Source organism: Sphingopyxis sp. PAMC25046, from assembly GCF_004795895.1.
Taxonomy (GTDB): Bacteria; Pseudomonadota; Alphaproteobacteria; order Sphingomonadales; family Sphingomonadaceae; genus Sphingopyxis.
In genome coordinates this window covers 4,243,130-4,268,820 of the sequence record NZ_CP039250.1, presented here as the reverse complement: position 1 = coordinate 4,268,820, position 25,691 = coordinate 4,243,130, and the positions used below count along the sequence as shown (strand labels likewise).

Annotated in this window: 25 protein-coding genes and 1 pseudogene; 17 read left to right on the top strand and 9 right to left on the bottom strand. The window is 65.8% G+C overall.

Going from position 1 to position 25,691, the window contains the following annotated elements:
• Window positions 1-3: 3 nt before the first annotated feature.
• Both E5675_RS20190 and E5675_RS20185 read right to left on the bottom strand, forming a co-directional pair.
• Window positions 4-792 carry an alpha/beta hydrolase gene (locus tag E5675_RS20190; RefSeq protein WP_136176077.1) on the bottom strand — a complete coding sequence of 263 codons (789 nt, stop codon included), beginning with the start codon at window positions 790-792 and terminating at the stop codon, window positions 4-6.
• The gene (locus tag E5675_RS20185) at window positions 789-1,466 is read right to left on the bottom strand and encodes a dienelactone hydrolase family protein (RefSeq protein WP_136176076.1); all 678 of its coding nucleotides are present in this window, start codon (window positions 1,464-1,466) and stop codon (window positions 789-791) included. The genes E5675_RS20190 and E5675_RS20185 overlap by 4 nt, the downstream gene beginning before the upstream one ends.
• A gap of 257 nt (window positions 1,467-1,723) precedes the next feature.
• Between E5675_RS20185 and E5675_RS20180 the strand changes: the two genes are divergently transcribed.
• The 6 genes from E5675_RS20180 to E5675_RS20155 all read left to right on the top strand — a co-directional run bounded on the left by E5675_RS20180 (window position 1,724) and on the right by E5675_RS20155 (window position 8,417).
• Complete coding sequence (locus E5675_RS20180) at window positions 1,724-2,290, top strand: F0F1 ATP synthase subunit delta (protein WP_136176075.1); 567 nt, start codon at window positions 1,724-1,726, stop codon at window positions 2,288-2,290.
• A 39-nt stretch (window positions 2,291-2,329) separates the two neighbouring features.
• Window positions 2,330-3,859, top strand: coding sequence for a F0F1 ATP synthase subunit alpha (gene atpA / locus E5675_RS20175; RefSeq protein ID WP_136176074.1), 1,530 nt, complete (start codon window positions 2,330-2,332; stop codon window positions 3,857-3,859).
• A gap of 57 nt (window positions 3,860-3,916) precedes the next feature.
• Entirely contained in the window at window positions 3,917-4,792 is an 876-nt protein-coding gene (locus E5675_RS20170; protein ID WP_136176073.1) for a F0F1 ATP synthase subunit gamma, read from the top strand.
• Between the two features lie 24 nt (window positions 4,793-4,816).
• Window positions 4,817-6,352, top strand: a complete 1,536-nt coding sequence (gene atpD, locus E5675_RS20165; RefSeq protein ID WP_136176072.1) for a F0F1 ATP synthase subunit beta — start codon at window positions 4,817-4,819, stop codon at window positions 6,350-6,352.
• Window positions 6,353-6,474: 122 nt separating this feature from the next.
• A complete protein-coding gene (locus E5675_RS20160) occupies window positions 6,475-6,732 on the top strand; it encodes an ATP synthase F1 subunit epsilon (RefSeq protein WP_120217359.1) in 258 nt (85 codons plus the stop codon).
• Between the two features lie 188 nt (window positions 6,733-6,920).
• On the top strand, window positions 6,921-8,417 hold the full coding sequence (locus tag E5675_RS20155; protein WP_136176071.1) for a CpaF family protein: 1,497 nt from the start codon (window positions 6,921-6,923) through the stop codon (window positions 8,415-8,417).
• Between the two features lie 84 nt (window positions 8,418-8,501).
• On the opposite strand, the gene E5675_RS20150 is transcribed toward E5675_RS20155, so the two are convergent.
• Complete coding sequence (locus E5675_RS20150; protein ID WP_136176070.1) at window positions 8,502-8,687, bottom strand: hypothetical protein; 186 nt, start codon at window positions 8,685-8,687, stop codon at window positions 8,502-8,504.
• A 79-nt stretch (window positions 8,688-8,766) separates the two neighbouring features.
• Between E5675_RS20150 and E5675_RS20145 the strand changes: the two genes are divergently transcribed.
• Together E5675_RS20145 and aat are read left to right on the top strand one after the other, a co-directional pair.
• Window positions 8,767-9,597, top strand: coding sequence for a methyltransferase domain-containing protein (locus tag E5675_RS20145; RefSeq protein WP_136176069.1), 831 nt, complete (start codon window positions 8,767-8,769; stop codon window positions 9,595-9,597).
• Window positions 9,598-9,659: 62 nt separating this feature from the next.
• Window positions 9,660-10,391 carry a leucyl/phenylalanyl-tRNA--protein transferase gene (gene aat / locus E5675_RS20140; RefSeq protein WP_247594700.1) on the top strand — a complete coding sequence of 244 codons (732 nt, stop codon included), beginning with the start codon at window positions 9,660-9,662 and terminating at the stop codon, window positions 10,389-10,391.
• A gap of 35 nt (window positions 10,392-10,426) precedes the next feature.
• Here the strand turns inward: aat and E5675_RS22000 are convergent.
• The 4 genes and pseudogenes from E5675_RS22000 to E5675_RS20120 form a co-directional block, all read right to left on the bottom strand.
• A pseudogene (locus E5675_RS22000) lies at window positions 10,427-10,597 on the bottom strand (DUF2155 domain-containing protein); the annotation flags it as partial.
• 240 nt (window positions 10,598-10,837) lie between these two features.
• On the bottom strand, window positions 10,838-11,224 hold the full coding sequence (locus E5675_RS20130) for an NADH:ubiquinone oxidoreductase subunit NDUFA12 (RefSeq protein ID WP_037556321.1): 387 nt from the start codon (window positions 11,222-11,224) through the stop codon (window positions 10,838-10,840).
• A 158-nt stretch (window positions 11,225-11,382) separates the two neighbouring features.
• Window positions 11,383-11,838 carry a DUF192 domain-containing protein gene (locus E5675_RS20125; protein ID WP_136176067.1) on the bottom strand — a complete coding sequence of 152 codons (456 nt, stop codon included), beginning with the start codon at window positions 11,836-11,838 and terminating at the stop codon, window positions 11,383-11,385.
• 30 nt (window positions 11,839-11,868) lie between these two features.
• Window positions 11,869-12,399: a RecX family transcriptional regulator gene (locus E5675_RS20120; protein WP_247594699.1), complete on the bottom strand. Its 531-nt coding sequence runs from the start codon at window positions 12,397-12,399 to the stop codon at window positions 11,869-11,871.
• A gap of 222 nt (window positions 12,400-12,621) precedes the next feature.
• On the opposite strand from E5675_RS20120, the gene E5675_RS20115 reads away from it, so the two are divergent.
• The 3 genes from E5675_RS20115 (at window position 12,622) to E5675_RS20105 (ending at window position 17,652) form a co-directional block, all read left to right on the top strand.
• Entirely contained in the window at window positions 12,622-14,373 is a 1,752-nt protein-coding gene (locus tag E5675_RS20115; RefSeq protein ID WP_136176065.1) for a fatty acyl-AMP ligase, read from the top strand.
• Between the two features lie 183 nt (window positions 14,374-14,556).
• Window positions 14,557-16,911, top strand: coding sequence for an EAL domain-containing protein (locus E5675_RS20110; protein ID WP_136176064.1), 2,355 nt, complete (start codon window positions 14,557-14,559; stop codon window positions 16,909-16,911).
• Window positions 16,912-17,118: 207 nt separating this feature from the next.
• Window positions 17,119-17,652, top strand: coding sequence for a CHAP domain-containing protein (locus E5675_RS20105; RefSeq protein WP_168707944.1), 534 nt, complete (start codon window positions 17,119-17,121; stop codon window positions 17,650-17,652).
• 272 nt (window positions 17,653-17,924) lie between these two features.
• Here E5675_RS20105 and E5675_RS20100 read toward each other — a convergent pair whose 3' ends face one another.
• Window positions 17,925-18,194: a DUF3297 family protein gene (locus E5675_RS20100; protein WP_136176062.1), complete on the bottom strand. Its 270-nt coding sequence runs from the start codon at window positions 18,192-18,194 to the stop codon at window positions 17,925-17,927.
• Window positions 18,195-18,595: 401 nt separating this feature from the next.
• Here E5675_RS20100 and E5675_RS20095 point away from each other — a divergent pair, with 401 nt between their 5' ends.
• Together E5675_RS20095 and E5675_RS20090 are read left to right on the top strand one after the other, a co-directional pair.
• Window positions 18,596-19,546, top strand: coding sequence for a hypothetical protein (locus E5675_RS20095; RefSeq protein ID WP_136176061.1), 951 nt, complete (start codon window positions 18,596-18,598; stop codon window positions 19,544-19,546).
• An 11-nt stretch (window positions 19,547-19,557) separates the two neighbouring features.
• Window positions 19,558-21,192 (top strand): ShlB/FhaC/HecB family hemolysin secretion/activation protein, encoded by a 1,635-nt coding sequence (locus E5675_RS20090; protein WP_136176060.1) that lies wholly within the window; start codon window positions 19,558-19,560, stop codon window positions 21,190-21,192.
• Here the strand turns inward: E5675_RS20090 and E5675_RS20085 are convergent.
• A complete protein-coding gene (locus tag E5675_RS20085; RefSeq protein WP_168707943.1) occupies window positions 21,164-21,640 on the bottom strand; it encodes a hemerythrin domain-containing protein in 477 nt (158 codons plus the stop codon). The two genes, E5675_RS20090 and E5675_RS20085, sit on opposite strands and share 29 nt — an antisense overlap.
• A 267-nt stretch (window positions 21,641-21,907) precedes the next feature.
• Here E5675_RS20085 and E5675_RS20080 point away from each other — a divergent pair, with 267 nt between their 5' ends.
• Genes E5675_RS20080 through E5675_RS21595 form a run of 4 tightly spaced genes read left to right on the top strand, consistent with a single transcriptional unit; the run spans window position 21,908 to window position 25,645 of the window.
• Complete coding sequence (locus tag E5675_RS20080; RefSeq protein WP_136176058.1) at window positions 21,908-23,074, top strand: PepSY domain-containing protein; 1,167 nt, start codon at window positions 21,908-21,910, stop codon at window positions 23,072-23,074.
• A complete protein-coding gene (locus E5675_RS20075; protein WP_136176057.1) occupies window positions 23,071-23,250 on the top strand; it encodes a hypothetical protein in 180 nt (59 codons plus the stop codon). The genes E5675_RS20080 and E5675_RS20075 overlap by 4 nt, the downstream gene beginning before the upstream one ends.
• Window positions 23,251-23,292: 42 nt before the next feature.
• Window positions 23,293-25,458, top strand: coding sequence for a TonB-dependent siderophore receptor (locus tag E5675_RS20070; protein ID WP_247594698.1), 2,166 nt, complete (start codon window positions 23,293-23,295; stop codon window positions 25,456-25,458).
• A gap of 13 nt (window positions 25,459-25,471) precedes the next feature.
• Complete coding sequence (locus tag E5675_RS21595) at window positions 25,472-25,645, top strand: hypothetical protein (RefSeq protein WP_168707942.1); 174 nt, start codon at window positions 25,472-25,474, stop codon at window positions 25,643-25,645.
• Window positions 25,646-25,691: the final 46 nt, after the last annotated feature.

Genomic DNA, 25,691 nt, shown 5'->3' with positions numbered 1-25,691 from the left:
CGGTCAGCGCAGCCCGTCGACCCATCGGGCAAGGATCGCCTGCGCGGGCGCGGTATAGGCGAGTTCGTGCCCCGCATCCGCGACGCGCGCGATCGTGGCATCGGGCCGCGCCCGCGCCAGCCGGTCCAGATGGTCGGGGGTGACGAGCGTGTCGGCGTCGCCGTGCATCAGAAAGACCGGCGCCTTCACGCGGCGCAGCTTCGCCGCATTGTCGAAGCGGTCGCGCACCAGCCAGCGCGGCGCGAACGGCACCTGACGCTGCACCGCCGCGGGCAGGTCGGACAATCCCGACACGAGGATCAGCGCCGCGACATCGTGCCGCAGCGCGATTTCGGTCGCGGGGCCCGATCCGATCGAATTGCCCACGGCGACGATATCGCGCGGCGCGACCCCCGCTTCGTCCAGCCAGCGCATCGCCGCTTCGCCGTCGCGATAGAAGCCCGCCTCGTCGGGTGAGCCCGGGTTGCCGCCATAGCCGCGATATTCGACGAGCACCAGCCCGTGGCCTGCGGCGGCCGGCCCGCGCGTCGCCTTGATCGCGCCGATCATATTGTCGCCATTGCCGTGAAAGAAGAGGACCACCTTCTTGCCCGGTGCGGCCGGGCGATAGAAGGCCGAGAGCCGCAGGCCGTCGCCGGTTTGCGTGTGGACAAGCCGGAAGCCGGGCAGGGCTTCGCGCGGATAATCGCGTGGCGCGGGAAAGATGAGGCGCCGCTGCTGGGTATAGAGCAGCGCCGTGACGACGAGCGCAAAGGCGAACAGCCCGAGAAGGAGCTGAACCGCCAGCCTCACCCCCCGCACGCCCGGAACAGCATCAGCGTGCGTTCGCGCGCCAGTTCGCTCGACGGCTCGTGATAATCCTTGCGCCGGTCGCTGTTGAAGCCGTGTCCCGCCTCATAGACGAAGATTTGCGCGGTCGGATGATCCCTCGCGATCAGCGCCTCGACGCCCGCCATCGGGATGCCGTCGTCATAGCGGCCGAAATGGGCGATCGCGGCGCACTGCGGCGCATCGTCCTTGAACTGCGTCGGCACTAGGCTGCCATAATAGGCCGAGGACGCCGCGAGGTCGGGGCTGATCTGCGCCATCCGCCACGCGACCGAGCCGCCGTAGCAATAGCCGGTGATGAAGACGGGACCCTTGCCTGTGAGTGCGTCGATGCACCTCTGCGCATCCTTCAGGCTCTGTTCGAACGGGTGCAGCTTCCGCGCCAGCTCAACCGCGCGTTCGAACCCGGGGCCCGAATAGTCGCTTTCGAACCCCGGATGTTCGCGGTCGAACAGCGCGGGCGACAGCACTTCATAGCCGTCGGCGGCATATTCGTCGCACAGCTCGCGGATATGGTCGGTGACCCCGAAAATCTCCTGCACCAGCACCAGCCCGCCCCGGCGTTCGCCCGCTGCCTCTGCATGATAGACCGCGATTTCGGCGCCGTCGTCCATCGTCATCCGGATCATCTCGCCCATGGCCCTTACCCCTCATCGGTTCGCCCTGAGCTTGTCGAAGGGCCGTTCTTCCTTCCCCTTTTGAAGAAAGGACCGTCGTTCGACAAGCTCGGGGCGAACGGGTTTGGGAAGGCAGCGCTCAGACTCCCAACCCCCGCCTTGCATTGCGCCAAAATCGTTGCTACGCGCGCCCCGACTTTGCAGCGGGGGGCATTTTCGGATGCCGGGCAAATCCGCGCAGCCATCCCCCTCGGGATCGAAGAAAAGGACTTTCGCGCGTGGAGAATTCCGGCGGCATTCAGGGCAACATCACGGCGGGCCTCGCGGGCCGCTATGCCAGCGCGCTGTTCGACCTGGCGCGCGAATCGAACGCGATCGACGCCGTCCAGAAGAGCCTCGCAACGCTGAAGACCGGTCTCGCCGATTCGGCCGACCTGTCGGCGTTGATCGCGAGCCCCGTCGTCGGCCGCGCCGATGCCGCCAATGCCATCGCTGCGGTCGCCAAGGCGCTGAAGCTCGATTCGCTGACCGCCAAATTCCTCGGCGTGCTCGCCGAGAACCGCCGCCTCGCCGACCTGCCCGGCATGATCGACGCCTTCAACGCGATCGTCGCCGACCACCGCGGCGAAGTGACCGCACAGGTCACCAGCGCGCACCCGCTTTCGGCAGCGCAGCTCAAGGAGCTGACCGCGAACCTCAAATCCCGTGTCGGGCGCGACGTCACCGTCGCGGCGACCGTCGATCCCGCCATCCTCGGCGGCCTCGTCGTCCAGCTGGGCAGCCAGCTGATCGACGGCAGCATCCGTACCCGTCTCAACAGTTTCGCCCAGGCGATGAAGGGCTGAACGCCCCCTACGCCAAAACGCCCGATGAAAGGCTGAATAATGGAAATCCGCGCCGCTGAAATCAGCAAGGTCATCAAGGACCAGATCGCCAATTTCGGGACCGACGCCACGGTCAGCGAAATCGGCTCGGTGCTCTCGGTCGGCGACGGCATCGCCCGCGTCCACGGCCTCGACAACGTCCAGGCCGGTGAAATGGTCGAATTCGCCAATGGCGTGCAGGGCATGGCGCTCAACCTCGAAGCCGACAATGTCGGCATCGTGATCTTCGGCTCGGATGCCGAGATCAAGGAAGGCGACACCGTCAAGCGCACCGGCACCATCGTCGACGTTCCCGTCGGCAAGGGCCTGCTCGGCCGCGTCGTCGATGGCCTCGGCAATCCGATCGACGGCAAGGGCCCGATCAAGGCCGACAAGCGCATGCGCGTCGAAGTCAAGGCGCCGGGCATCATCCCGCGTACCTCGGTCCACGAACCCGTCCAGACTGGTCTCAAGGCGCTCGACGCGCTCGTCCCCGTCGGCCGCGGCCAGCGCGAACTGATCATCGGCGACCGCCAGACCGGCAAGACCGCCGTCGCGATCGACACCTTCATCAACCAGAAGCAGGCCAACGCCGGCGACGATGAGTCGAAGAAGCTGTACTGCATCTATGTCGCCGTCGGTCAGAAGCGCTCGACCGTCGCGCAGATCGTGCGCCAACTCGAAGAAAATGGCGCGATGGAATATTCGATCGTCGTCGCCGCGACCGCATCGGAGCCCGCTCCGCTGCAGTTCCTCGCTCCTTATACGGGCTGCACCATGGGCGAGTTCTTCCGCGACAACGGCATGCACGCCGTCATCGTGTACGACGATCTGTCGAAGCAGGCCGTCGCCTATCGCCAGATGTCGCTGCTGCTCCGCCGCCCGCCGGGCCGCGAAGCCTATCCCGGCGACGTTTTCTATCTCCACAGCCGCCTGCTCGAGCGCGCGGCGAAGATGAACGACGACAATGGCGCCGGCTCGCTCACCGCGCTGCCGATCATCGAAACGCAGGCGGGCGACGTGTCGGCCTACATCCCGACCAACGTGATTTCGATCACCGACGGTCAGATCTTCCTCGAAACCAACCTCTTCAACGCCGGTATCCGCCCTGCGATCAACGTCGGTCTGTCGGTGAGCCGCGTCGGCTCGGCGGCGCAGACCAAGGCGATGAAGAAGGTGTCGGGCTCGATCAAGCTTGAGCTCGCGCAGTATCGCGAAATGGAAGCCTTCGCGCAGTTCGGTTCGGACCTCGACGCCTCGACGCAGAAGCTGCTCAACCGCGGCGCGCGCCTGACGCAGCTGCTGAAGCAGCCGCAGTTCCAGCCGATGCCGTTCGAAGAGCAGACCGCATCGATCTTCGCCGGCACCAACGGCTATCTCGACAATGTCGCGACGACCGACGTGTCGCGCTACGAACAGGCGATGCTCGCCTATCTGCGCAGCGACCATGCCGACGTGCTGAAGACGATCCGCGACACCAAGGATCTTGGCGACGACGCCAAAAAGGGTCTGGTCGCGGCGCTCGACGCCTTCGCCAAGATTTTCGCGTAAGCCAAGTTACCGTGAGCCCGGCCACCTGCGCCGGGCTGACGAACCAGAGGGGCCGTAATGGCATCGCTTAAGGAACTAAAAGGGCGCATCGTCTCGGTCAAATCGACCCAGAAGATCACCAAGGCCAAGAAGATGGTCGCCGCCGCGAAGCTGCGTAAGGCGCAGGCCGCGGCCGAAGCCGCGCGGCCATACGCCGAGCGGCTCGAAGGCGTCGTCGCGAGTCTCGCGTCGAAGGTCGGCGCGTCGGATTCGGCGCCGAAGCTGCTGTCGGGCACCGGCAAGAGCGACACGCATCTGCTCGTCGTGCTCAACAGCGACCGCGGCCTTGCCGGCGCGTTCAACTCGAACATCGTCAAGGCCGCGCGCGACAAGGCGCTCGAACTGCAGGCCGAGGGCAAGAAGGTCCTCTTCTACCTCGTCGGCCGCAAGGGCCGCCCGGTGATCGCGCGCCTGTTCCAGGGCCAGATCGTCGAGCAGTATGAGACGACCGGCATCCGCGACATCGGCTTCGACCAGGCGAGCGAAATCTCGGCGAAGGTCATGGAGATGTACGAAGCCGGCGTCTTCGACGTCGCGCATCTCTTCTATTCGAAATTCCGTTCGGCGCTGCTTCAGATCGCGACCGGTCAGCAGATGATCCCGGTTCCGCCGCCCGCCGACGTTCCCGCGTCGAGCGGCGCCGCCGTCGAATATGAGCCGGGCGAAGAGGAAATCCTCGCCGACCTCTTGCCGCGCAACGTCACGATCCAGATTTTCAAGGGCCTCCTTGAAAACGCCGCATCCGAACAGGGCGCGTCGATGACCGCGATGGACAATGCGACGCGCAACGCGGGCGACCTGATCAACAAGCTGACCATCGTTTACAACCGCACGCGTCAGGCGGCGATCACCACCGAACTCATCGAAATCATTGCCGGCGCCGAAGCGCTGTAAGCTATCCAAGCAAGGAAGAACGTAATGGCTACCGCTCCCGCTGAAAAGAAGGCTCCCGCCAAGAAGGCCGCCGCGCCCAAGGCTGCTGCGCCGAAGAAGGCCGCCGCGCCCAAGGCTGTCGCCACCGGCACCGCGACCGGCCGCGTCGCACAGGTCATCGGTGCCGTCGTCGACGTCCAGTTCACCGGCCCGCTGCCCGCGATTCTGAACGCGCTCGAGACCGACAACAATGGCAACCGCCTCGTCCTCGAAGTCGCGCAGCACCTCGGCGAAAACACCGTCCGCACGATCGCGATGGACGCGACCGACGGTCTGACCCGCGGCCAGCCCGTGACCGACACCGGCGCGCAGATCTCGGTCCCCGTGGGCCCGCAGACGCTCGGCCGCATCCTCAACGTCATCGGCGACCCGATCGACGAGCGCGGCCCGGTGAACGCCGGCATGACCGCGCCGATCCACGCCAAGGCCCCCGAATTCGTCGATCAGTCGACCGAAGCCGCGATCCTCGTCACCGGCATCAAGGTCATCGACCTGATCGCGCCCTATGCGAAGGGCGGCAAGATCGGCCTGTTCGGCGGCGCGGGCGTCGGCAAGACCGTGCTCATCCAGGAACTGATCAACAACATCGCCAAGGGCCACGGCGGCGTGTCGGTGTTCGCGGGCGTCGGTGAACGCACCCGCGAAGGCAACGATCTCTACCACGAATTCCTCGACGCCGGCGTTATCGCCAAGGACGCCGACGGCAACCCGACCCCCGACGGGTCGAAGGTGGCGCTGGTGTTCGGCCAGATGAACGAGCCCCCGGGCGCCCGCGCCCGCGTTGCGCTCTCGGGCCTGACGATGGCCGAATATTTCCGCGACCAGGAAGGGCAGGACGTTCTGTTCTTCGTCGACAACATCTTCCGCTTCACGCAGGCGGGCTCGGAAGTGTCGGCGCTGCTCGGCCGTATTCCTTCGGCGGTGGGTTACCAGCCGACGCTGTCGACCGACATGGGTGCACTGCAGGAACGCATCACCTCGACCACCAAGGGCTCGATCACCTCGGTTCAGGCCATTTACGTTCCTGCGGACGATCTTACCGACCCGGCTCCGGCAACCTCGTTCGCTCACTTGGACGCGACGACGACGCTGAGCCGCGCGATTTCGGAACTCGGCATCTACCCCGCAGTCGACCCGCTCGACTCGACCTCGCGCGTGCTGACCGCCGCGACCGTCGGTCAGGAGCATTACGAAACCGCCCGCCGCGTTCAGGAAACGCTGCAGAAGTACAAGTCGCTGCAGGACATCATCGCGATCCTCGGCATGGACGAGCTGTCGGAAGAGGACAAGCTGGTCGTCGCCCGCGCGCGCAAGATCCAGCGCTTCCTGTCGCAACCGTTCCACGTCGCCGAAGTCTTCACCGGCATCCCCGGCAAGTTCGTGGCGATCGAGGACACGGTGAAGTCGTTCAAGGCCGTCGTCGACGGCGAATATGACCACCTGCCCGAAGCGGCCTTCTACATGGTCGGCGGCATCGACGAAGCGGTCGCCAAGGCCGCGAAGCTCGCCGAAGAGGCGTAATCGAGTTCCCCTCCCGCTTGCGGGAGGGGTTAGGGGAGGGTCTGTCGGGGGACGGGCGCTTCGCCGGAATGAAACAAGCCCTCCCCCGACCCCTCCCGCAAGCGGGAGGGGGGAGATTGAAGATGGCCCTGAAGTTCGAACTCGTCACTCCCGCCCGCCTCGAGCGGACCGCCGACGTCCATATGGTCACCGTCCCGGGGACCGAGGGCGATTTCTCGGTGCTCGAAGGCCACGCGCCCTTCATGGCGACGCTGCGCAACGGCCCGCTGACCATCTATGCCACCGCGGGCGCCGCGCCCGAGGTGATCGAGGTCGAAGGCGGCTTCGCCGAGGTCAACGAAGCGGGCCTCACCGTGCTGGCTGAACATATCGCCGGATAGATTTTCCGCCATTCACGGTCGGACCAAAGCCCGCATCCTCGCCGATGCGGGCTTTTTCATGTCCGCGTGGCAAACGCCCGCGGCATTAGGACAATGTCAAAGTTTCCGATTTATTCACCGTGTCGGATGGGGGTTTCGCCGGAATACCGGGGGCATTCCCGCATGAGATACGAAGCAGGATAAAACGGATGAGTGCATTCGGACGCCGCCCCGGAACCGCTGGCCGCCCCGCCTTTGGCGTGGCGAAGCCGATGCAAACTGGCCCCGGTGTGCCCGGCGGCGCGCAATTCCCTGCGATCGACACCGCGCCTGCCGAAGCTCCGCCGCCGATCCCGTCGAACCTGACGCCCGAAGAAGAGGCGATGGAGCGGTTGAACCAGCGCTCGTCGGCCGAAGCGATGGAGCCCGAAAAGGCGCAGGGTTTCGAGGCGAGCGTCCACAAGATCAAGGAACAGGTGCTGCCGCGCCTGCTCGAACGCGTCGATCCCGAAGCGGCCGCGACGCTGAGCAAGGACGAGCTGACCGAGGAATTCCGCCCGATCATCCTCGAGGTGCTCGCCGAGCTGCGAATCACGCTCAATCGCCGCGAACAATTCGCGCTCGAAAAGGTGCTCGTCGACGAGCTCCTGGGCTTCGGCCCGCTCGAGGAATTGCTCGCCGACCCCGACATCAGCGATATCATGGTCAACGGCCCGTACCAGACCTATGTCGAGCGCAAGGGCCAGCTCGTTATCGCGCCGATCCAGTTTCGCGACGAACAGCATCTGTTCCAGATCGCGCAGCGCATCTGCAACATGGTCGGCCGCCGCGTCGACCAGACGACGCCGCTTGCCGACGCGCGCCTCAAGGACGGCAGCCGTGTCAACGTGATCGTCCCGCCGCTGAGCCTCCGCGGTACCGCGATCTCGATTCGTAAATTCTCGGCCAAGCCGATCACGCTCGACATGCTCTGCCAATGGGGCGCGATGAGCCAGAAAATGTGCACCGCACTGAAAATCGCGGGCGCCAGCCGCTTCAACATCGTTATCTCGGGCGGCACCGGTTCGGGTAAAACCACCATGCTCAACGCGCTGTCGAAGATGATCGACCCCGGCGAACGCGTGCTGACGATCGAGGACGCCGCCGAACTTCGCCTGCAGCAGCCGCACTGGCTTCCGCTCGAAACGCGCCCCGCGAACCTCGAGGGCAATGGCGCGATCCACATGGGCGACCTCGTCAAGAACGCGCTGCGTATGCGCCCCGACCGCATCATCATGGGCGAAGTCCGCGGCGCCGAGTGTTTCGACCTCCTCGCCGCGATGAACACGGGTCACGACGGATCGATGTGTACGCTCCACTCGAACAGCCCGCGCGAATGCCTCGGCCGTATGGAGAATATGGTGCTGATGGGCGACATCAAGATCCCGAAGGAAGCGATCTCGAAACAGATCGCCGACTCGGTCGACCTGATCGTCCAGATCAAGCGCCTGCGCGACGGTTCGCGCCGCGTCACCAATGTGACCGAGGTGATCGGCATGGAAGGCGACGTCATCGTCACCCAGGAACTCTTCAAGTTCGAATATCTCGACGAGGACAAGGACGGCAAGATCGTCGGCGAATATCGCGCGATGGGCCTGCGCCCCTATACGCTCGAAAAGGCGCGCCAGTACGGCTTCGACCAGCCCTATCTCGAGGCGTGCCTGTAGCAGCTCGTCGCCCCCGCGAAGGCGGGGGCCGCTGGCGAGATAGCGCAAGGCCGACGGCGGCCCCCGCCTTCGCGGGGGCGACGGTTACGGCTTCAAAGCGAATGCCGTCGCGAACAGCGCCACCGCTGCCGCCGCCAGCGCGATCCCGCGCCACGGCATGAAGCCGACCTCCTCGACGTCGCGCCGGTTGTTGCGGCGCCAGTTGGCGATCTCGGCAACGCCGAACAGCACAGCGGCCGCAATTGCCACCGACAGCATCGACACTTGCATTGCCGCGCATCCCTTCGCAAACAGGGGTATTCCCCGGTCTCCGCAAGGAGGCGAAATCCCCCTGGAGAGAGGTGCCCATATGCGTGTCCTGTCGTTGCTTGCAAGTGCCGCCGCCCTGATCGCCGTCCCCGCTGCCGCGATGCAGCATGACGGCCACGCCGGTCATGCGACCCCCGCGAACGGCGATGCGATCGCCGCCGCGGTCGCCGCCCCCACCCGCACCGCCGCGAACGTCGCGCGCGACCCCTATCGCCACCCCGCCGAAACCCTGGCCTTTTTCGGCGTGAAGCCCGGCGACACGGTGGTCGAGCTGTGGCCCGGCGGCGGCTGGTACACCGAAATCCTTGCGCCGTTGACCAAGGCCGGCGGCGGCACGCTTTATGTCGCGGCGCCGTGGGAACGCGGCCTTAACCGGATCAAGGAAAAGCAGGCGGCCGATGCCGCAACCTATGGCGCGCTGAAGCTCGCCGAATTCCCTGCCACCGGCGCGGGGACGAAGGTTGCCGACGGCAGCGTCGATGTCGTGCTGACCTTCCGCAACGTCCACAACTGGCGCTTCGGCGGCGCCGACAAGACCGCCGACGCCTTCAAGCAGATTTTCGCGATGCTCAAACCCGGCGGCACGCTGGGCGTCGTCGAGCATCGGCTGAACGAGAGCGACGACAGCGCGAAGGAGGAAAAGTCGGGCTATATGAAGAAAAGCTCGATCGTCGCCTTTGCCGAGGCCGCGGGCTTCGAGCTCGCCGGCGAGAGCGAGATCAACGCCAATCCGAAGGATACCAAAGATTATCCCAAGGGCGTCTGGACGTTGCCGCCGAACCTGACCGAGGGCGAGACCGATCGCGCCAAATATGTCGCGATCGGCGAATCGGACCGCATGACGCTCAAATTCGTGAAGCCCGCGTCCTGAAGCATTTCGAATCCATCGACCCTGCGCTGCTTTTGAGCGCCTATGCGCAGGGCATTTTCCCGATGGCCGACGGGGCGGACGACCCGTCGGTCCATTGGGTCGAACCGCGGCTGCGCGCGATTCTTCCGCTCGACGGCTTCCACCTTTCGCATAGCCTGAAAAAAGTCATCGTTTCCGACCGCTTTCGCGTCACTACCGACGCCGTCTTCGCCGATATGGTCGCGCTTTGCGCCGAGCCCGCCGACGATCGGCCGACGACATGGATCAACCCGGTGATCAAGGCGAGCTACGACCGACTATTCCAGCTCGGCCATGCACACAGCGTCGAATGCTGGCTGGAAGGCGAGCTCGTCGGCGGGCTTTATGGCGTAACGCTCGGCCGCGCCTTTTTCGGCGAATCGATGGTCAGCCGCGTGCGCGACGCGTCGAAGGTCGCGCTTGCGCATCTCGTCGCGCGGTTGATCGCCGGCGGCTGGAAATTGCTCGACTGCCAGTTCCTCACCCCGCACCTTGCGAGCCTCGGCGCGATCGAGATCCGCCAGGCCGAGTATCTCGCGCGGCTCTATTCGGTGTTGGCGGGGGGCGACGGCGGCACGATCTTGGGCGGCGCCACCGGAGCCGGCGCTGCGGGCGCGGGAGGTGCCGCCGGAGTCGCCGTGCCCTCGCCGCCGTTCGTCGCGGGCGACTGGGGCGCGCTCGACGCCTTGGGCGCGGCCGCCGATTTGGGCGCCGAGCGTTCGACCGGCTCGCCGCCGGGATATGTCATCGCGCAGCTTTTGACGAAGACGTCATAGATCGGGTGCTCGATCACGTTGCGGTCGGGCCGCTCGCGGAAAATCCAGCCCGAAAAGACGCGGCGCCATTTGTCGTCGCGCTGGTCCTGCACGGTCAGCTGGACGAAAGCCCCCGTTTCGGGCGGGTCTTCCCACGGCGCGGTCATTTCGCACGCGCGCATCCGCACGATCGCGCGGCCGACGCGCACCGATTCGCCAGGCTTCATCTCGAGTTCGCGGACCAGCCCGTTGCGCTTGTTGAGCAGGCCGACCACGGCGACGCGCTCGGCCATCGGGGTCGCGCCTTCGATGCCGCCGACTTCCTGCTGCACGCGTTCGGATTTTGCGGCGGTCGAAACCGTTGCGCTGCCGCCCGTCTTCGACGGCGTCCGGTCGCATGCGGTCAGCGCGGTCACCGCGACAAGCGTCAGGAGCGCGATACGGGGAGGGTGCGGCCGCACTGAAGCTCAGTCGGCGCCGGGCCGCCAGGCCTCGTAATCGCCGGTCGCGGCGGCGCGGCGCCCGCCGCGTTCGAGCGCGCCCGCGGGGCGATAGGCGCCGGTGCTGCCGGTCAGGTTCGCGCTCGGCTCCTTTTCCCACGCGCGCGGCGCGGGCAGGGCGTCGGTCGGCAGTTCGTCGAAGGTGCCGTGCAGCCAGCCATGCCATTCGGGCGGCACGCGGCTCGCATCGTTCGATCCCTTATAGATCACCCAGCGGCGGCCGCCCTTCTTGGCGCGGAAATAGCGGTTGCCGAGGCTGTCCTCGCCAACCTTCTCGCCGGTGCTCCAGCTGTTCAGCAGCGTGCCGACGGTCGCGCCGTCCCACCAGGTGAAAATCTTGCCCAAAATGCTCATGGCTGCGGCGTTTACAGGCAAGGAGCGATGCTTCGCAAGCCATTACTCATACTCGTCGCCCCCGTGCAGGCGGGGGCCGCAGGAGGTTTACGCAGCGGCGCAGGGTCAGGACGACGGAGGCCCCCGCCTGCGCGGGGGCGACGATGCGGAACTGGCCGTCATTCCTTCCAAGTCACCTTCGCCGTTTCGTCGATGCCAAGCCGGGCCGCGGTGCCGCCCGCGAGTTCGAGCACCGCCGAAACCTCGCCGCCGCTGACCACGGGTTCGAGCGATTCGGGGATGGTGTTTTCGGCGATCCGGTCGATGCTGCCGTCGGCGCGGACGAAGATCATGTCGAGCGGGATCAGCGTGTTCTTCATCCAGAAGCTGCCGATTCGCGGTTTTGCGAACGGAAAGAGCATGCCGCCGTTTTCGGGCAGGCTGGTCCGGAACATCAGCCCGCGGTCCTGTTCGGCGTCGGTGCGCGCGACCTCGACGTCGAACCGGTGCGCCTGGCCCGCCATCGCGATCGTCACCGGGATCGTCGCGGCGCTCTCCGCCTCGCTCGCATCGCGGCTGCACGCCGCCATCGGCAGCGCGAACGACAGGGCGAGGGCGGTCAATATGGCACGCATCGGCAGTTCCTCCATCGGGGGTGTCCCGGCCTAATCGAGCCCCGCTTCGTCGTCCAGCGCCGCCAGCCCCGCTTCGTCCCCCGGCGGGACGGCGAGGATACGGCGCGCGATCGTCATGCTGTGCCCGGCGCGCAAAAAAGCGGCGATTTGCCGCTCGCGTTGCTTGGGATCGTCGCTGTTGCGCGTCGCAAAGGGGCCGAACCGCCGCCGCCGCGCGAAACCGACCGCCGCCGCGACCGCGGCATTCTCCGCCGCCGCGATGGCATCGCCGCTATCGTTCTCGGCGATGCCATCGACGTAAAGCTGCGCCTTGACGCGCCGCACACCCAGCCCGCGCCGCGTCATCGCCCCCGCGCGCATCGCGGCATATTGGCGGTCGTCGAGATAACGCAGACGCTCCATCCGGTCGGCGATCGCTTCACACGCCGCCATGGCGTCACTATCGTCTATCCATTCGGATTCGCGGACTTTTCTGGACAGATAGCTCGTCAGCTTGGCGCGACTCGTCGCGAATCGCGCGACATAGGCGAGCGCCAGTTCGTCGAGCTTTGCCGCGCTCAAGGGCCTTCTGGAACGGTCGGATGGAGCGCGGCGATTGGCCATATGCCATGTTTGTGCCACAGTCGGGCCCGATTGAGAACGATCAACACCGCCATATCGGGTGCTAAAGCCCGGAAATGGGCGATTTGTTCAAACAACACAGGGTTCGCGCACCGAAACATGGCACAGAAAGATGACATGCTTGTTGCCGCGCGGCCCGTATCGCGGGATGTCGCAGCCCCTATGACCGATACCGATATGATTTCGGCCGATGCGCTCGTGCCGACGCCGACCGAATGTGCGCAGCCGCGCCGTTTTTCCGACTTTGCCACCGTGGGCGATGCGCTCGACTATGCCGCCGCGGGTTCGCGCGGGCTCAATTTCCACGATCCGCGCGGGAAGCTCGTGCGCCCCTATCCCTATAGCGAGCTCAAGGCCGACGCGCTGGCCACCGCATATCGCCTGATCGCCGCCGGGGTGAAGCCGAACGACCGCATCGCGCTGATCGCCGAAACCGGCGCCGAATTCGCCGCGCTCTTCTTCGGCACCATCTATGCCGGCGCCTGGCCGGTTCCGCTACCGCTGCCGACGAGCTTCGGCGGGCGTGATTCCTATGTCGGCCAGCTCGTCGTCCAGCTCACCAGCTGCGACCCGACGATGCTCTTCTTCCCGCCCGAAATCGCCGCGATGGCGGTCGAGGCGGCCGAGCAGCGGAGGGTGCAGCCGATCGACTGGAGCGAGTTCGAAAAACGCGCCGCCCCCGTCGTCGACCTGCCCGAACAAAAGACCGACGAGACCTGCTATCTCCAGTATAGCAGCGGCTCGACGCGCTTCCCGCATGGCGTCGCCGTGACGCACGGCGCGCTGCTCAACAATCTGTCGGCGCATTCGCACGGCATGGAGTTGCAGGACAGCGACCGCTGTATCTCGTGGCTGCCCTGGTATCACGACATGGGCCTCGTCGGCTGCCTGCTCTCGCCCGTCGCCAATCAGGTATCGGTCGATTATCTGAAGACCGAGGATTTCGCCCGCCGCCCGCTCGCCTGGCTCGACCTGATCAGCCGCAACCAGGGCACGACGCTCAGCTATTCGCCGACCTTCGGCTATGACATTTGCGCGCGCCGCATCTCAAGCCAGAGCCATGTCGCCGACCGTTTCGACCTGTCGCGCTGGCGCGTTGCGGGCAATGGCGCCGACATGATCCGCCCCGACGTGATGCAGAGCTTCGTCGACGCCTTTGCCGACGCGGGCTTCAAGGCGAGCGCCTTCCTGCCGAGCTATGGCCTCGCCGAAGCGACGCTCGCGGTCAGCATCATGCCGCCGGGCGAGGGCATCGTCGTCGAACTGGTCGAGGAAACCGAATTGTCGGGCGCTGCGAACGACGCCGGACGTCCGACGCGCTACCGCGCGATCGTCAACTGCGGCAAGGCGGTCAAGGACATGGTGATCGAGGTCCGCGACGAAGCGGGCAATCCGCTGCCCGACCAGACCGTCGGCAAAGTGTGGTGCACCGGCCCGTCGCTGATGACCGGCTATTACCGCGACCCCGAATCGACCGCCGCCTGCATGGCGGACGGCTGGCTCGACACAGGCGATATGGGTTATATGTCAGACGGTTACATCTATATCGTCGGCCGTGCCAAGGACATGATCATCATCAACGGCAAGAATCACTGGCCGCAGGACATCGAATGGGCGGTCGAACAATTGCCGGGATTCAAGTCGGGCGACATCGCAGCGTTCGCGATCACCACGCCGGGCGGCGAGGAAACCCCTGCGGTGCTCGTCCAGTGCCGCACCAGCGACGAAGCCGAACGCCTCGCGCTGCGCGAGACGATCCGCGATCGCGTCCGCGCGATCACCGGCATGAACTGCCTGATTGAGCTGATCCCGCCGCGCACCCTGCCGCGCACCAGCTCGGGCAAATTGAGCCGGTCGAAGGCGCGCGCGCAATATCTCGCCGGCGAAATCCAGCCCTTCGCGATGGCGGCATAAGCGGACGCGTTCGCTTCCGGTCGATTGCGGCCATTCTCTTTCATCGCCACCCCGGATCAAGTCCGGGGTGACGAAAAGTGGGAAACGGCAACTCATCACCCTGTCCCCGCCCGGTACAGAAATTCGTCGCCGAACAGCGCGATGGTTACCTTCGGGTAACTCCCGCGCGCTAAACCGGCAGGCGTGAAAAGCCTGCTGACCGACCCGATTGCTGCCGAAGAGATACCCGTGCGGACCCTGTTGGGGCTGGGGCCGCGAAATCAGGACATCGGCAACCTCCGCCAGCTCCAGCTCGCGCCGCTTCGCGGCCGCGGTTCGCTGCGCCTGTTGATGGGCATCGGCATGGCGTTCGTCGCCGCCTTCACGATGGTTCACAGCGTGCAGCTGCCCGTCGCGGGCGCCTGGCTGGTCTGGGCTCTCGTCTTCGCACTCTGGTCGTACAGCAGGTTCAACGGTTTGCCGCTCGGCGACCCCAAATCGTCGGGAATCGTCGAATATCGGCTGTGCAATCGCCACGCGCTCTGTTCGGCGCTGCTCTGGAGCGCGCCCTTCTGGTTGCAGGGGCTGGCTCCGACGCTCGATCACGTCCTGTCGATGTGGACGATCGCGGTCCTGATGATGGTCACCCTGTCGATCGTCGCGCACAGCGTTCCGCTTGCCTGCGCGCTGTTCATCGCCCCCGTCTCGCTGTCGGCGGCTGCGGCGTTGACCCGCGCTGGCGCGCCCCAGCTCGCGGGCGTGGCGCTCGTCGCAGGCTTCCTGCTCTGCGCTTTCTGCGTGCGCTTCGCGCGGGGCCACGTCCGCTTCCGCCGCGCCGAAGAAACGCTGCGCGAAAAGACCGAGACGGTCAGCCTCTTGCTCCGCGAGTTCGAGGAAACCTCGGCCGACTGGCTGTGGCAGACCGACAACAGCCGCCGCCTGATCCATGTCTCGCCGCGCCTCGCCTATGCGCTCGGCGGCACCGCCGATGGGCTCGAGGGCGTGCCGCTCCTCCAGGCGCTTTCGGGCGATGCGTGGGAAACCGGCCTGTTCCCCAAGAGCCTGCACGACATGGCCGAACGGATGAAGCGGCGCGAGAGCTTCTCGAACCTGATCGTTCCGGTGACGATCGGCGGCGCGCCGCGCTGGTGGGAACTCTCCGCTTCGCCGCGCCTCGACGAAGCGGGCAAGTTTTTGGGCTTTCGCGGCGTCGGTTCGGACGTCACCGAAAAGCGCGCGACCGCCGAACAGATCGCCAAGATGGCGCGCTTCGATAATCTCACCGGCCTGCCCAATCGCCTCAGCCTCAACGAAGATCTCGCCCGCGCGCTGACCCATGCGGTCGAAGCCAAGTCGCGCTGTGCCTTGCTGATGATCGACCTCGACCGCTTCAAGGCGGTCAACGATACGCTGGGGCATCCCGTTGGCGACAAATTGCTCGCGCAGGTCGCGGCACGGCTCAAGGGGCTGATGGAACGCGGGATGACGTGCGGCCGGCTCGGCGGCGACGAATTCGCCGTCGTGCTCCACAATGTTCCCTCGGCCGACGCCGCGGAGGATCTCGCGCAGCGAATCATCACCGCGATCAGCCGTCCCTATGTCGTCGACAATCATCAGCTGTTCGTCGGCGCCAGCGTCGGCTTCGCGATCGGCCCGACCGACGGCGCAACCGTCGAAACGCTGACGCGCAACGCCGACCTTGCGCTCTACAAGTCGAAGGACAAGGGCGGCAATGTCGTCGCCGCCTATGTCGCCTCCCTGCACGCACAAGCCGAGGAGCGGCGCGTGATGGAGCAGGAACTGCGCGGCGCGCTCGAACGCGGCGAGTTCGAACTTTATTACCAGCCGGTGGTGACCGCCGCCGACGGCACGTTGAACGGCTTCGAAGCGCTGATCCGCTGGAACAACAAGAAGCTCGGCAACGTGTCGCCGGGCCGCTTCATCCCGCTCGCCGAGGATGCGCGCCTGATTTCGCCGATCGGCGAATGGGTGCTGCGCACCGCGTGCCACGAAGCGATGAAGTGGCCGTCGAACCTGAAGGTCGCGATCAACGTCTCGGCCGACCAGCTTACCGACCCCAGCTTCGCCTCGGTCGTCGTCTCCGCGCTTGCGCAGAGCGGGCTTCCGCCGCAAAGGCTCGAGATCGAAGTCACCGAAAGTGTCTTCCTGCGCGACGGCGGCGGCGCGGCGCAATTGCTCGACCAGCTGATCGCGCTCGGGATTCGCCTGTCGCTCGACGACTTCGGCACTGGATATTCGTCGCTCGGCTACCTCCGCAAAACGCAATTCTCGACGATCAAGGTCGACCGCAGCTTCGTCGTCGGCGCGGCGAAGGGCAGCATCGAATCGATCGCGATCATCCGCGCCGTCGTCGCGCTTGCCGACAGCCTCGGCATGTCGACCACCGCCGAGGGCGCCGAAACCGAGCTTGAGGTCGAAACGCTGCGCAGTTTCGGCTGCAGCAACATCCAGGGTTATTATTACGGGCGCCCGATGCCCGCCGCCGACGTGCTGACCCTGTTCCGCCGTCCCGACGATGTGGCGACCGCCGCGGCATGACAGCGGTCAGCCGAACGGCCTGCACGACGAATTGAACACCTTAACAAAAGGTTCCCCGGCCTGCCGCATCCCCGGCGCGATTCGTCGCTAGGCGGGTGGTGGATGCTGCGCGGCGTGGCAAAGACGCTCCAACGCTTGAAGACAAGCATCGGGGGGTCGCATTCCATGCTCTATCGTCGTTACCTGGCAGCCGCCATCGCGTCCGTGATGACCGTCACCGGCCTGTTCGCGAGCGTTCCCGCCGCGGCGAAGGCCTATCTGCAATGCGTCCCCTTCGCCCGCGCCGAATCGGGCGTCGAAATCCGCGGCAATGCCAAGACCTGGTGGTCGCAGGCCGCCGGCACCTATGCGCGCGGTGAAGAGCCCCGCAAGGGCGCTGTCATGGCCTTCGCCGGAACGCGCGGCATGCCGATGGGGCATGTCGCTGTGGTCAAGAAGATCGTCAGCGACCGCGAAATCCTGATCGACCATGCCAACTGGTCGCCGATCAACGGCCGCCGCGGCCAGATCGAACGCGATGTTCGCGTCGTCGACGTCAGCGACGCCGGCGACTGGAGCATGGTCCGCGTCTGGTACGCCCCGATCGGCGATCTCGGCCTTCGCGCCAACCCGGTGCAGGGCTTCATCTACGCCGACGGCGCCCCCGAAGAGGCGCCCAGCTTCAAGGCGCCCGTCTGGACGCAAAATGAATGGAAACCCGGCAACGGCCTCGAAGTCGTTGCCGCCTCGCTCGGTAACTGAGCCTCCCCCCCCCACCCTCGGGCTCGGCGAGCGATGAAGCCACTCGGGGCGGCCCGCCGCTCCGGGTGGTTTCTCCTTTGGGGCAGGAGTTAAATCGGCAGCTCCCAATCTGCTCGCCCGGAGCGCCTGCCTTGGCAGGCAGTCGAAGGGGGCCGTTCTTTCTTTGAGACGAAAGAGGGACGGTGCTTCGACAAGCTCGGTACGAACGGTTTTTGAATGATGCCGATTGAAGGGGCTCGATGCTCCGCGCGGCGCTTCTGGAGCGGCCGCCGTCAGTCGGCGGCGGGCGCGTCGCCTTCGCCGGCGCCGTCCTCGAACCAGGCTTCGACCGGGCCCGACAGCTTGATCGTCATCGGCTGGCCGAACCGATCCTTCGACTTGCCCGCGGCGACGCGGATCCAGCCCTCGGAGATCGAATATTCTTCGACGTCGGTGCGCTCCGCGCCCTTGAAGCGGATGCCGATACCGCGCTGCAGCACCTCCATGTCGAAATGGGGCGAGCGGGGGTTGGTCGACAGGCGGTCGGGTGGCGTATCGGTCATTTGACTGTTTCCCAAAAAATGATGGCGCGGCCCTAGCTGGACCGCGGCCGCATCGTCAATGGAGAGGTGAACCGCCGCGGCGCGCCTGCGCGCTCTTCGCAAAACATCGTTGCGGCATCGCTTCGCCCGGAAGCGGCCAGCGAAGCAGGGAACCTTTATAATTCAAATCAATTTAAGAAAAATTTGTCCCCTATCGAAACAGATGTGCAAATATCATATAATTTTGCCCCGTTACTTGGACGAAATAAATTAGTTAACTTCAGAGAGGTTCCCCGCAAAAAACCTCACATAATAGTTAAAGAGTAACTTTGTTCGAATGAATCTGAACAATAGAAGGAACTTTGTCGACATTTCAAGAATCTCAGGATCAGGGACCAGATAATGTACCAAGGGGATGCCTCATGTCTTTGTCCTGTCTTGAATTCCGCCCAGCCCATCTCATTCTGATCCCGGCGTGCCTCGCGCTGGCGGCGTGCGAATCGTCGGGGAGCTATCGTGTCGGCAGCGTCGGCGCGACCGGCGCCACCGGAGCAACTGGACCGGCGGGTCCGGCCGGCCCCACTGGCGCGACGGGCCCCGCAGGTCCGGCCGGCCCTGCAGGAAGCGGTCTCGGCCTCGGCGATGCGGGCGCGCTCGCGGTTGGCGGCCTCGTCGGGCCCGGCGGGATCGCGGGCACCGGCCTGCTCGCGAACACCGGAGATCCCGCCAACGTCAACCCGGTCATCGGCGGCGTGCTCGTCAAATCGGGCGGTCTGGTCAATGTCATTGCTGACAAGGGCCTGCTGCTCGCCGATGCGGTCGACAGCAAACTGCCGGGCAATACCAATCTGGTCGGTACCGTCGTCGGGGTGGTCAAAAGCACCGGCGTCGCGCTCGTCCAGACGGGCAACGGTCAGCAATATCTGGTCGACGGCCTGACCGCCGCGCCGGGTCAGCTGGTCACCGCGACGATCGGCAAGGCGACCGCGCTCGGCAGCCCCGGTGCGTCGCCGCTGATCGGCGCGAGCATCCTGTCGCCCGGACAGCAGAACGGCAGCCTGCTCACCGTCGGCGTCGGTTCGGGCGGCCAGCTCGTCACGCTCCAGCCCGGCACCGGCGGCAATCTGCTCGGCGGGGCGACCGGCGGGCTAACCGGTGGTACGCCCGGAGGCGCCGCGGGCACGCCCGTTGCGCTCGTCGGCAATGTCGTCACGACGGCGACCGGCGCCTTGTCGCAGGTGACCAACGGCGTCACCGGCGGCGCGACCGGAGGGCCGAGCGGGGACGGCAATGCCGTAACCGGCCTCGTCACCGGGGTCACCGATACCGTCGGGGGCGTCCTCGGCGGCCTGAAACAGAAGCGCGGCGACTGAAGCTGCACCCGATGCGCCGACTGCGCTTCGCCTGTGCCGTGGCGGCGGCGGGAGCCTCGCTCCTCCCCGCCGCGGTGCTCGCGGCCCAACCGGCGGCGACGCCGCTCGACGGCCGCCCGCCCCTTGCCCCCGACCGCACCCGCGACCCGTTGCCCGACCCGGAAACGAAGCCGCTCTCGCTCGGCAAGGTCGAACTGGGCGCGCGGCCCGACGTCACCATCCGAGAAATCCGTTTCGTCGGCGCGGGCGTGCCCGCCAATGTTGGGCGCGCGGCGCAACGTTTTGTCGGCAGGCCCGCGTCGTCCGAAAATCTCGCGAAGCTCGCCGCCGCGATGACGCGCGCCTATAATCGGTCGAGCGTCGCGCTTTTCACGCTCGTCATTCCCGAACAGGATCTGTCGGAGGGCGTCGTCACCGTCGCGTCGGCGGAAGGCTATGTCGGATCGGTGACGCTGAGCGGCGAGCGCGAGAGCGGCCCGGCGCCGCTCGTCGCGAAGATGGCCTCGGGCCTTGTCGGCCAGCGCCCGCTGCCGCGATCGCGCTTCGAACGCGCGCTGGGCAATATCGCCGACATTCCGGGTGTGACCGTGACGCCGACGCTCGCGCTCGGCAGCGAGCAGGGCGCGGTCGCGCTCGACCTCGCGCTCGATGCAAAGAAGCCGACGCTCGGGCTCGGCTTCACGACGCGCACCAGCCGCTTCGTCAATGACGGCATCGTCGAGGCGAACGCGCGCGGCTCCAGCCTGCTGCGCAGCGGCGACGAGACGCGGCTGACCGGCGCCGCCGCGCTTAACCTCAAATCTTTGCTCTACCTTGCGGCGAGCCATTCGACCCCGCTCGGCGCAGGTGGCACGCGCGCCGAACTGTCGGGCGCGGCGCTGCGCACGCGGCCGAAGGGCATCGCGATCGACGGCGAGGCGTGGAGCGCGGGCTTCGCGATCACCCATCCGCTGATCCGCGCGACGCGGCGGGGCCTGATCGCATCGGCGCGGATCGATTACCTCGATTCGAAGAACGCGCTCTTCGGCTCGACGATCGCCGCCGAAAAGACGTGGACCGCCAGCGGCAGCCTCGCCTTTCGTTTGAGCGAAGACCGCACCGTCCTGGGCGCACGCGTCGGCGGCGCCAAGGGGCTCGATTTCGCCGGAGCACGCGTCGACCCCGGGGTCGGCGAAGTCAACTTTGCTTATGCCGACGCCAGCGTCGAGGCGAACCAGGCGATCGGCAAGGCCTTCGTCGTCCGCACCGCCGCGACGGGCCGCTGGACGCGCGACCGCCTGCCCGCAGCGCAGCGCTTCAGCGTCGGCGGCGCGACCTTCGGCCGCGCGTTCGACGACGGGCTCGTCAATGGCGATCGCGGCTATGCGGCATTCGGCGAACTCGCGCTGCGGCCGCTGCGCAGCGGCAGTTTTGCGAAGAGCGAATTCTATGGCTTCGTCGATTATGCCGACGTGACCCTGCTCGAACGCCCCGCGATTCCGCGCACCGGTTTCACCCTCGGAAGCTGGGGCGGCGGCGTGCGGTTTTCCTATGCCGAGAATGCCACCATCGGCCTGGAAGTCGCTGATGCTTGGGACCAGCCGGTGCGCGGCTATGATCAGGACTGGCGCGTCGCGCTCAGCTGGAAATTGTCGATCCGTCCATGACCGGCAGGAGCGGCGCTGCGGTCGCGTACAGCGTGTCGGCGAGCGGATAGAGTTCGCGTTCCTCGCGCTCGACGCGCATCGCGAGCAGGTCGAAGACGATCTTCGTCTCACGCCGGAAACCCGCCCAGTCGGCCGCAACACGGTCGCGGGTCCATTTCTCGTCATAGGCGACGAAATCCGCCGCTAGGCTGCCCATTTCGATTTCGAATTCGCGCGTGATCCGCATCAGTTCGGCATCGCCTGTCGCCATCAGCCGTGGGTACAGGATCCAGTCTTCGCACTTCAGGTGCCGGACCAGCGCTTCGCGCAACTGGCCGCGCGCGCTGGCCAGAGCGTCGGGATCGGGGTCGGAGGGCGAGGCGGTCATGCCGAGGATGATCCGCGACAAGGTGACGAGCGCCGCATGTTCGGCGCGCAGTCGCTGCATCTCGCGGCTCAAGGGCATCATTGCTCCATCGATGCGAGCGGTCCCTCGACCGTCATCATAGGCAATCCGGGATGAAAGGAAAGTGAATTGAATTTTCATAATCGCCGCGCGGCTTCCCGCGACGCGCCATCCGGTTCCCGGCCATCGCGCGGACTCGATCCCATATGGCCCGAATTATGGGATAGCTGGCCCGAACGATGCGCCGCGTAACGCAAACACGGTTGTCAATCATCGACGGACGCCATAGGGCGCTATTGATTATTCCTCGCAATAGCGGCAGCCTCTCTCATGCAACGTGCCACCATCCGGACCTGGTTCCTGATCCATAAATGGACGAGCATCGTCTGCACCGCCTTTCTGTTGATGCTGTGCGTCACCGGCCTGCCGCTGATCTTTCACGACGAAATCGACACGCTGACCGAGGAAACGCCGCATTATGGCCTGCCCGGCGTGGGTTCGTCGGGCGAAGCGCCCGGCCTCAAACCCCTCGACGAAATGCTGGCGAAGGCGCTCGCGGCGCGGCCGGATGAAGTCCCCGTCTTCATGGCGTTCGACAATGCGCAGCCGTCGATGACGGTTACTACCGCGCCGCGCGCGGACTCGCCCGCCGCCGACATGACGATCCAGATCCTCGACCGGTCGACCGGCGCAGCGACCTCGACCGTCGACGAAAGCGGCGTGATGCACTTCCTGCTCCAGCTCCACACCGACATGTTCCTCGGCCTCCCCGGCATGCTTTTCCTCGGGCTGATGGGGCTTTTCTTCGTGATCGCGATCGTCTCGGGCGTCGTGCTCTACGCCCCCTTCATGAAAAAGCTCGACTTCGGCACCTTGCGCACCTCGCGCAGCCGCCGCGTCAAATGGCTCGACTATCACAACCTGCTCGGCATCGTCGCGCTCGCGTGGATGACGGTGGTCGGCTTGACCGGCGTGATCAATGCGCTCGCGACCCCGATCTTCGAATATTGGCAGCGGACCGATCTCGCCGAAATGACGAAGGCCTATGACGGCAAGGGCGCGGTGCCGCCCGAGCTTTACGGTTCGATCGACAAGGCGATGGCGGCGGCGCGCAAGGAGATTCCCGGCAACAATCCGCAGTTCATCGCCTTCCCGGGCGGAGCTTTCAGCAGCAAGCATCACTATGCCGTCTTCTTTCAGGGCGACACGCCGCTCACCGAAGGGCTGCTCACCGCGGCGCTGATCGATGCCGAAACGGGCGAATTCACCGACGCGCGCGGGATGCCTTGGTATGCCAAGGCGCTCGCGCTGTCGCAGCCGCTGCACTTCGGCGATTATGGTGCGCTGCCGCTCAAAATCCTTTGGGCGATCCTCACCCTGTTCACGATGATCGTCCTCGGCTCGGGCCTCTATCTCTGGCTCGGCAAGCGCCGCTTCGGCACCGACGCGCTGGTGCGCGAGGTCGAGAGCGGCGGCACTTTGGTGCCCGCCGAATGAAGAAGCGAAACGGCCTCCGCACGATCTTCGCCGTCCCGCTGCTGCTCGCGATCGCCAGCCTCATCGGCCTCGTCGTCGCGCTGACCGGCGACGGCTGGCGCGACGCGATCTCGTGGGCGTTGCTCGCCATACCGGTTTTGGCCGTCGGCTGGGCGATGCGCGCGCGCCGAATCTGAACATTTCGCGCGGGGTAGGGCCGCGTTCGTAGGGGAAAATTAGTGACCAGTTCGACCTTCCACACCGCGCTCGGCCTCTCCGCCGCGACCGCCGCGCTCATCCTCGCCGCGCCCGTCATGGCGCAGGAGACCAGCGCCGGCGAAGATATCGTCGTCACCGCGCAGCGGAGTAACGAAACCCAGATCATACGCGGCGGCTCGCTCGGTGCCCTTGGCGAGCAGGACGCGATGAATACGCCGTTCGCGGTCAAGAGCTACAACGAGGCGTTGATCCTCAATCAACAGCCGCTGACGCTCGGCGCGGTGCTTGAAAATGACCCGTCGGTCCGCACCACGCTCGGCTTCGGCAACATGTCCGAGCAATTCGTGGTTCGCGGCTTCAACCTCTTCGGCGAAGATATCGCGATCGACGGCCTGTTCGGCGTCACCCCGCGCCAGCTCGTTTCGCCCGAACTCTATGACAATGTTCAGATCCTGAACGGCGCCAGCGCCTTCCTGTTCGGCGCCGCGCCCGGCGGTTCCGCGCTGGGCGGCACCGTCAACCTGACGCCCAAGCGCGCGAAGGACCGGGACACCAGTCGCGTCACGCTCAACTATCTCTCCGACGCGCATTTCGGCGGGGCGGTCGATTTCGGCCGCCGCTTCGGGACCGACGGCGCGTTCGGCGCACGCATCAACGGAGCATTTCGGTCGGGCGACATCGCGATCGACGACGAGTTCCGCCGTTCGGCCGTGGTCGGCGGCAGCTTCGACTGGCGCACCGACAATCTGCGCCTCAGCCTCGATCTCGCCTATCAGAACGTCAAGGCGCGGCACATGCGACCGATGGTTCAGCTCAATAACAAATATGGCACGGTCACCGCAGTGCCGCGCCCGCCGAGCGCGGACCTCAACTATGGCCAGCCATGGTATAATCAGACGATCCGCGACATCTTCGGCATCTTCAAGCTCGAATATGACGTGACCGAGAATCTGATGCTCTATGCGTCGGCGGGCGCACGCGACACCGCCGAGCGCGGTATTTATCAAGGCTTCCAGCTTCTCGACTCGACCACCGGCGATGCGTTCGTGACCGGCTCGAACATCCCGCGCAACGACAATAACGAAGCCGCTCAGGCGGGGCTGCGGTTCAGCGGCGAAAGCCTGGGCATCACCCATCGGCTCAACCTCGGCTATTCGCACAGCCGCTACGTCAACCGGAACGCCTTTGAATTCGGGCGGTTCGACGACGATGCGGTGGGCGGCACCAACCTCAACAACCTCTATACGCCGCGCACCGTCGCGCTGCCGACGTTCGACGCCTTTGTTTCAGGCGACCTCGCTGACCCTCTCCCCGCGAACCGCACGCGCCTCGACAGCATCTTCGTATCCGACACGCTCGGCTTTGCCGACGACATGGTTCAGCTGACGCTCGGCCTGCGGCATCAGAACATCCATTTTCGCACCTATAATATCACCACGGGCGCGCAGAACACCGAATACAACCGGGGGACGACCACCCCCGTGGTCGGCGTCGTCATTCGTCCCAGCGAGAAAATCTCGCTCTACGCCAATCGCATCGAAGCGCTGATCCAGGGGCCGGTCGCCGGCGCCGGCACGATCAACGTCGGTCAGGTGTTCCCGCCCTATCAGGCGGTGCAGTATGAGATCGGCGGCAAACTCGCGCTCGGCCGCTTCAACGCCTCGCTCGCGGCGTTCCAGACCGATCGCCCGCAGACGCTGAACGAAGTGACTCCGGACGGCACGGTCTTCACGCTCAACGGTCAGCAGCGCAACAAGGGCATCGAACTCAGCGTCGATGGCGAGCCCGTCGACGGCCTGCGCATCATCGCGGGCGTCTCGGTCACCGATGCGAAGCAGCGCCGTACCGCCGGCGGGGCTACCGACGGGCTCGATGCGATCGGGGTGCCCGAATATACCGCCAACGCCAATGTCGAGTGGGATGTCTATGGCGGTCTCACGCTGACCGGTCGCGTCATCCAGACCGGCAGGCAAGCGGTGGATCTGGCCAACACGCTCGAGCTGCCCGAATGGACGCGCGTCGATCTCGGCGCGCGCTATGTCGTCGCGGCGGGCGACACGCCGATCACCTTCCGTTTCAACGTCGATAACGTCGCCAACAAGCGATACTGGTCGTCGTCGCTCGGCGGTTATCTTGTTCAGGGTCTGCCGCGCACCTTCAAGACCTCGGTCACGGCGGAGTTCTGACGGGGGGGGATATATGAGCGACATCGACAGCGTCGCGGGCCGCGAAGCGATCCTCGGGAAAACGCCGCCCTCGGTGAACCTCAAGGTGATCGACCATGTCGATGAAAGCGCGATGCGCTGGCTCGCCCCGCGCATCGCCGCGGCGCTGCTGATCCCCGGCACGGCGCAGGTCGCGATCCTGCGCTGATGCAGCGCGGGCTCGACAAGGATTACAAGGACAATCTCTACTAGGC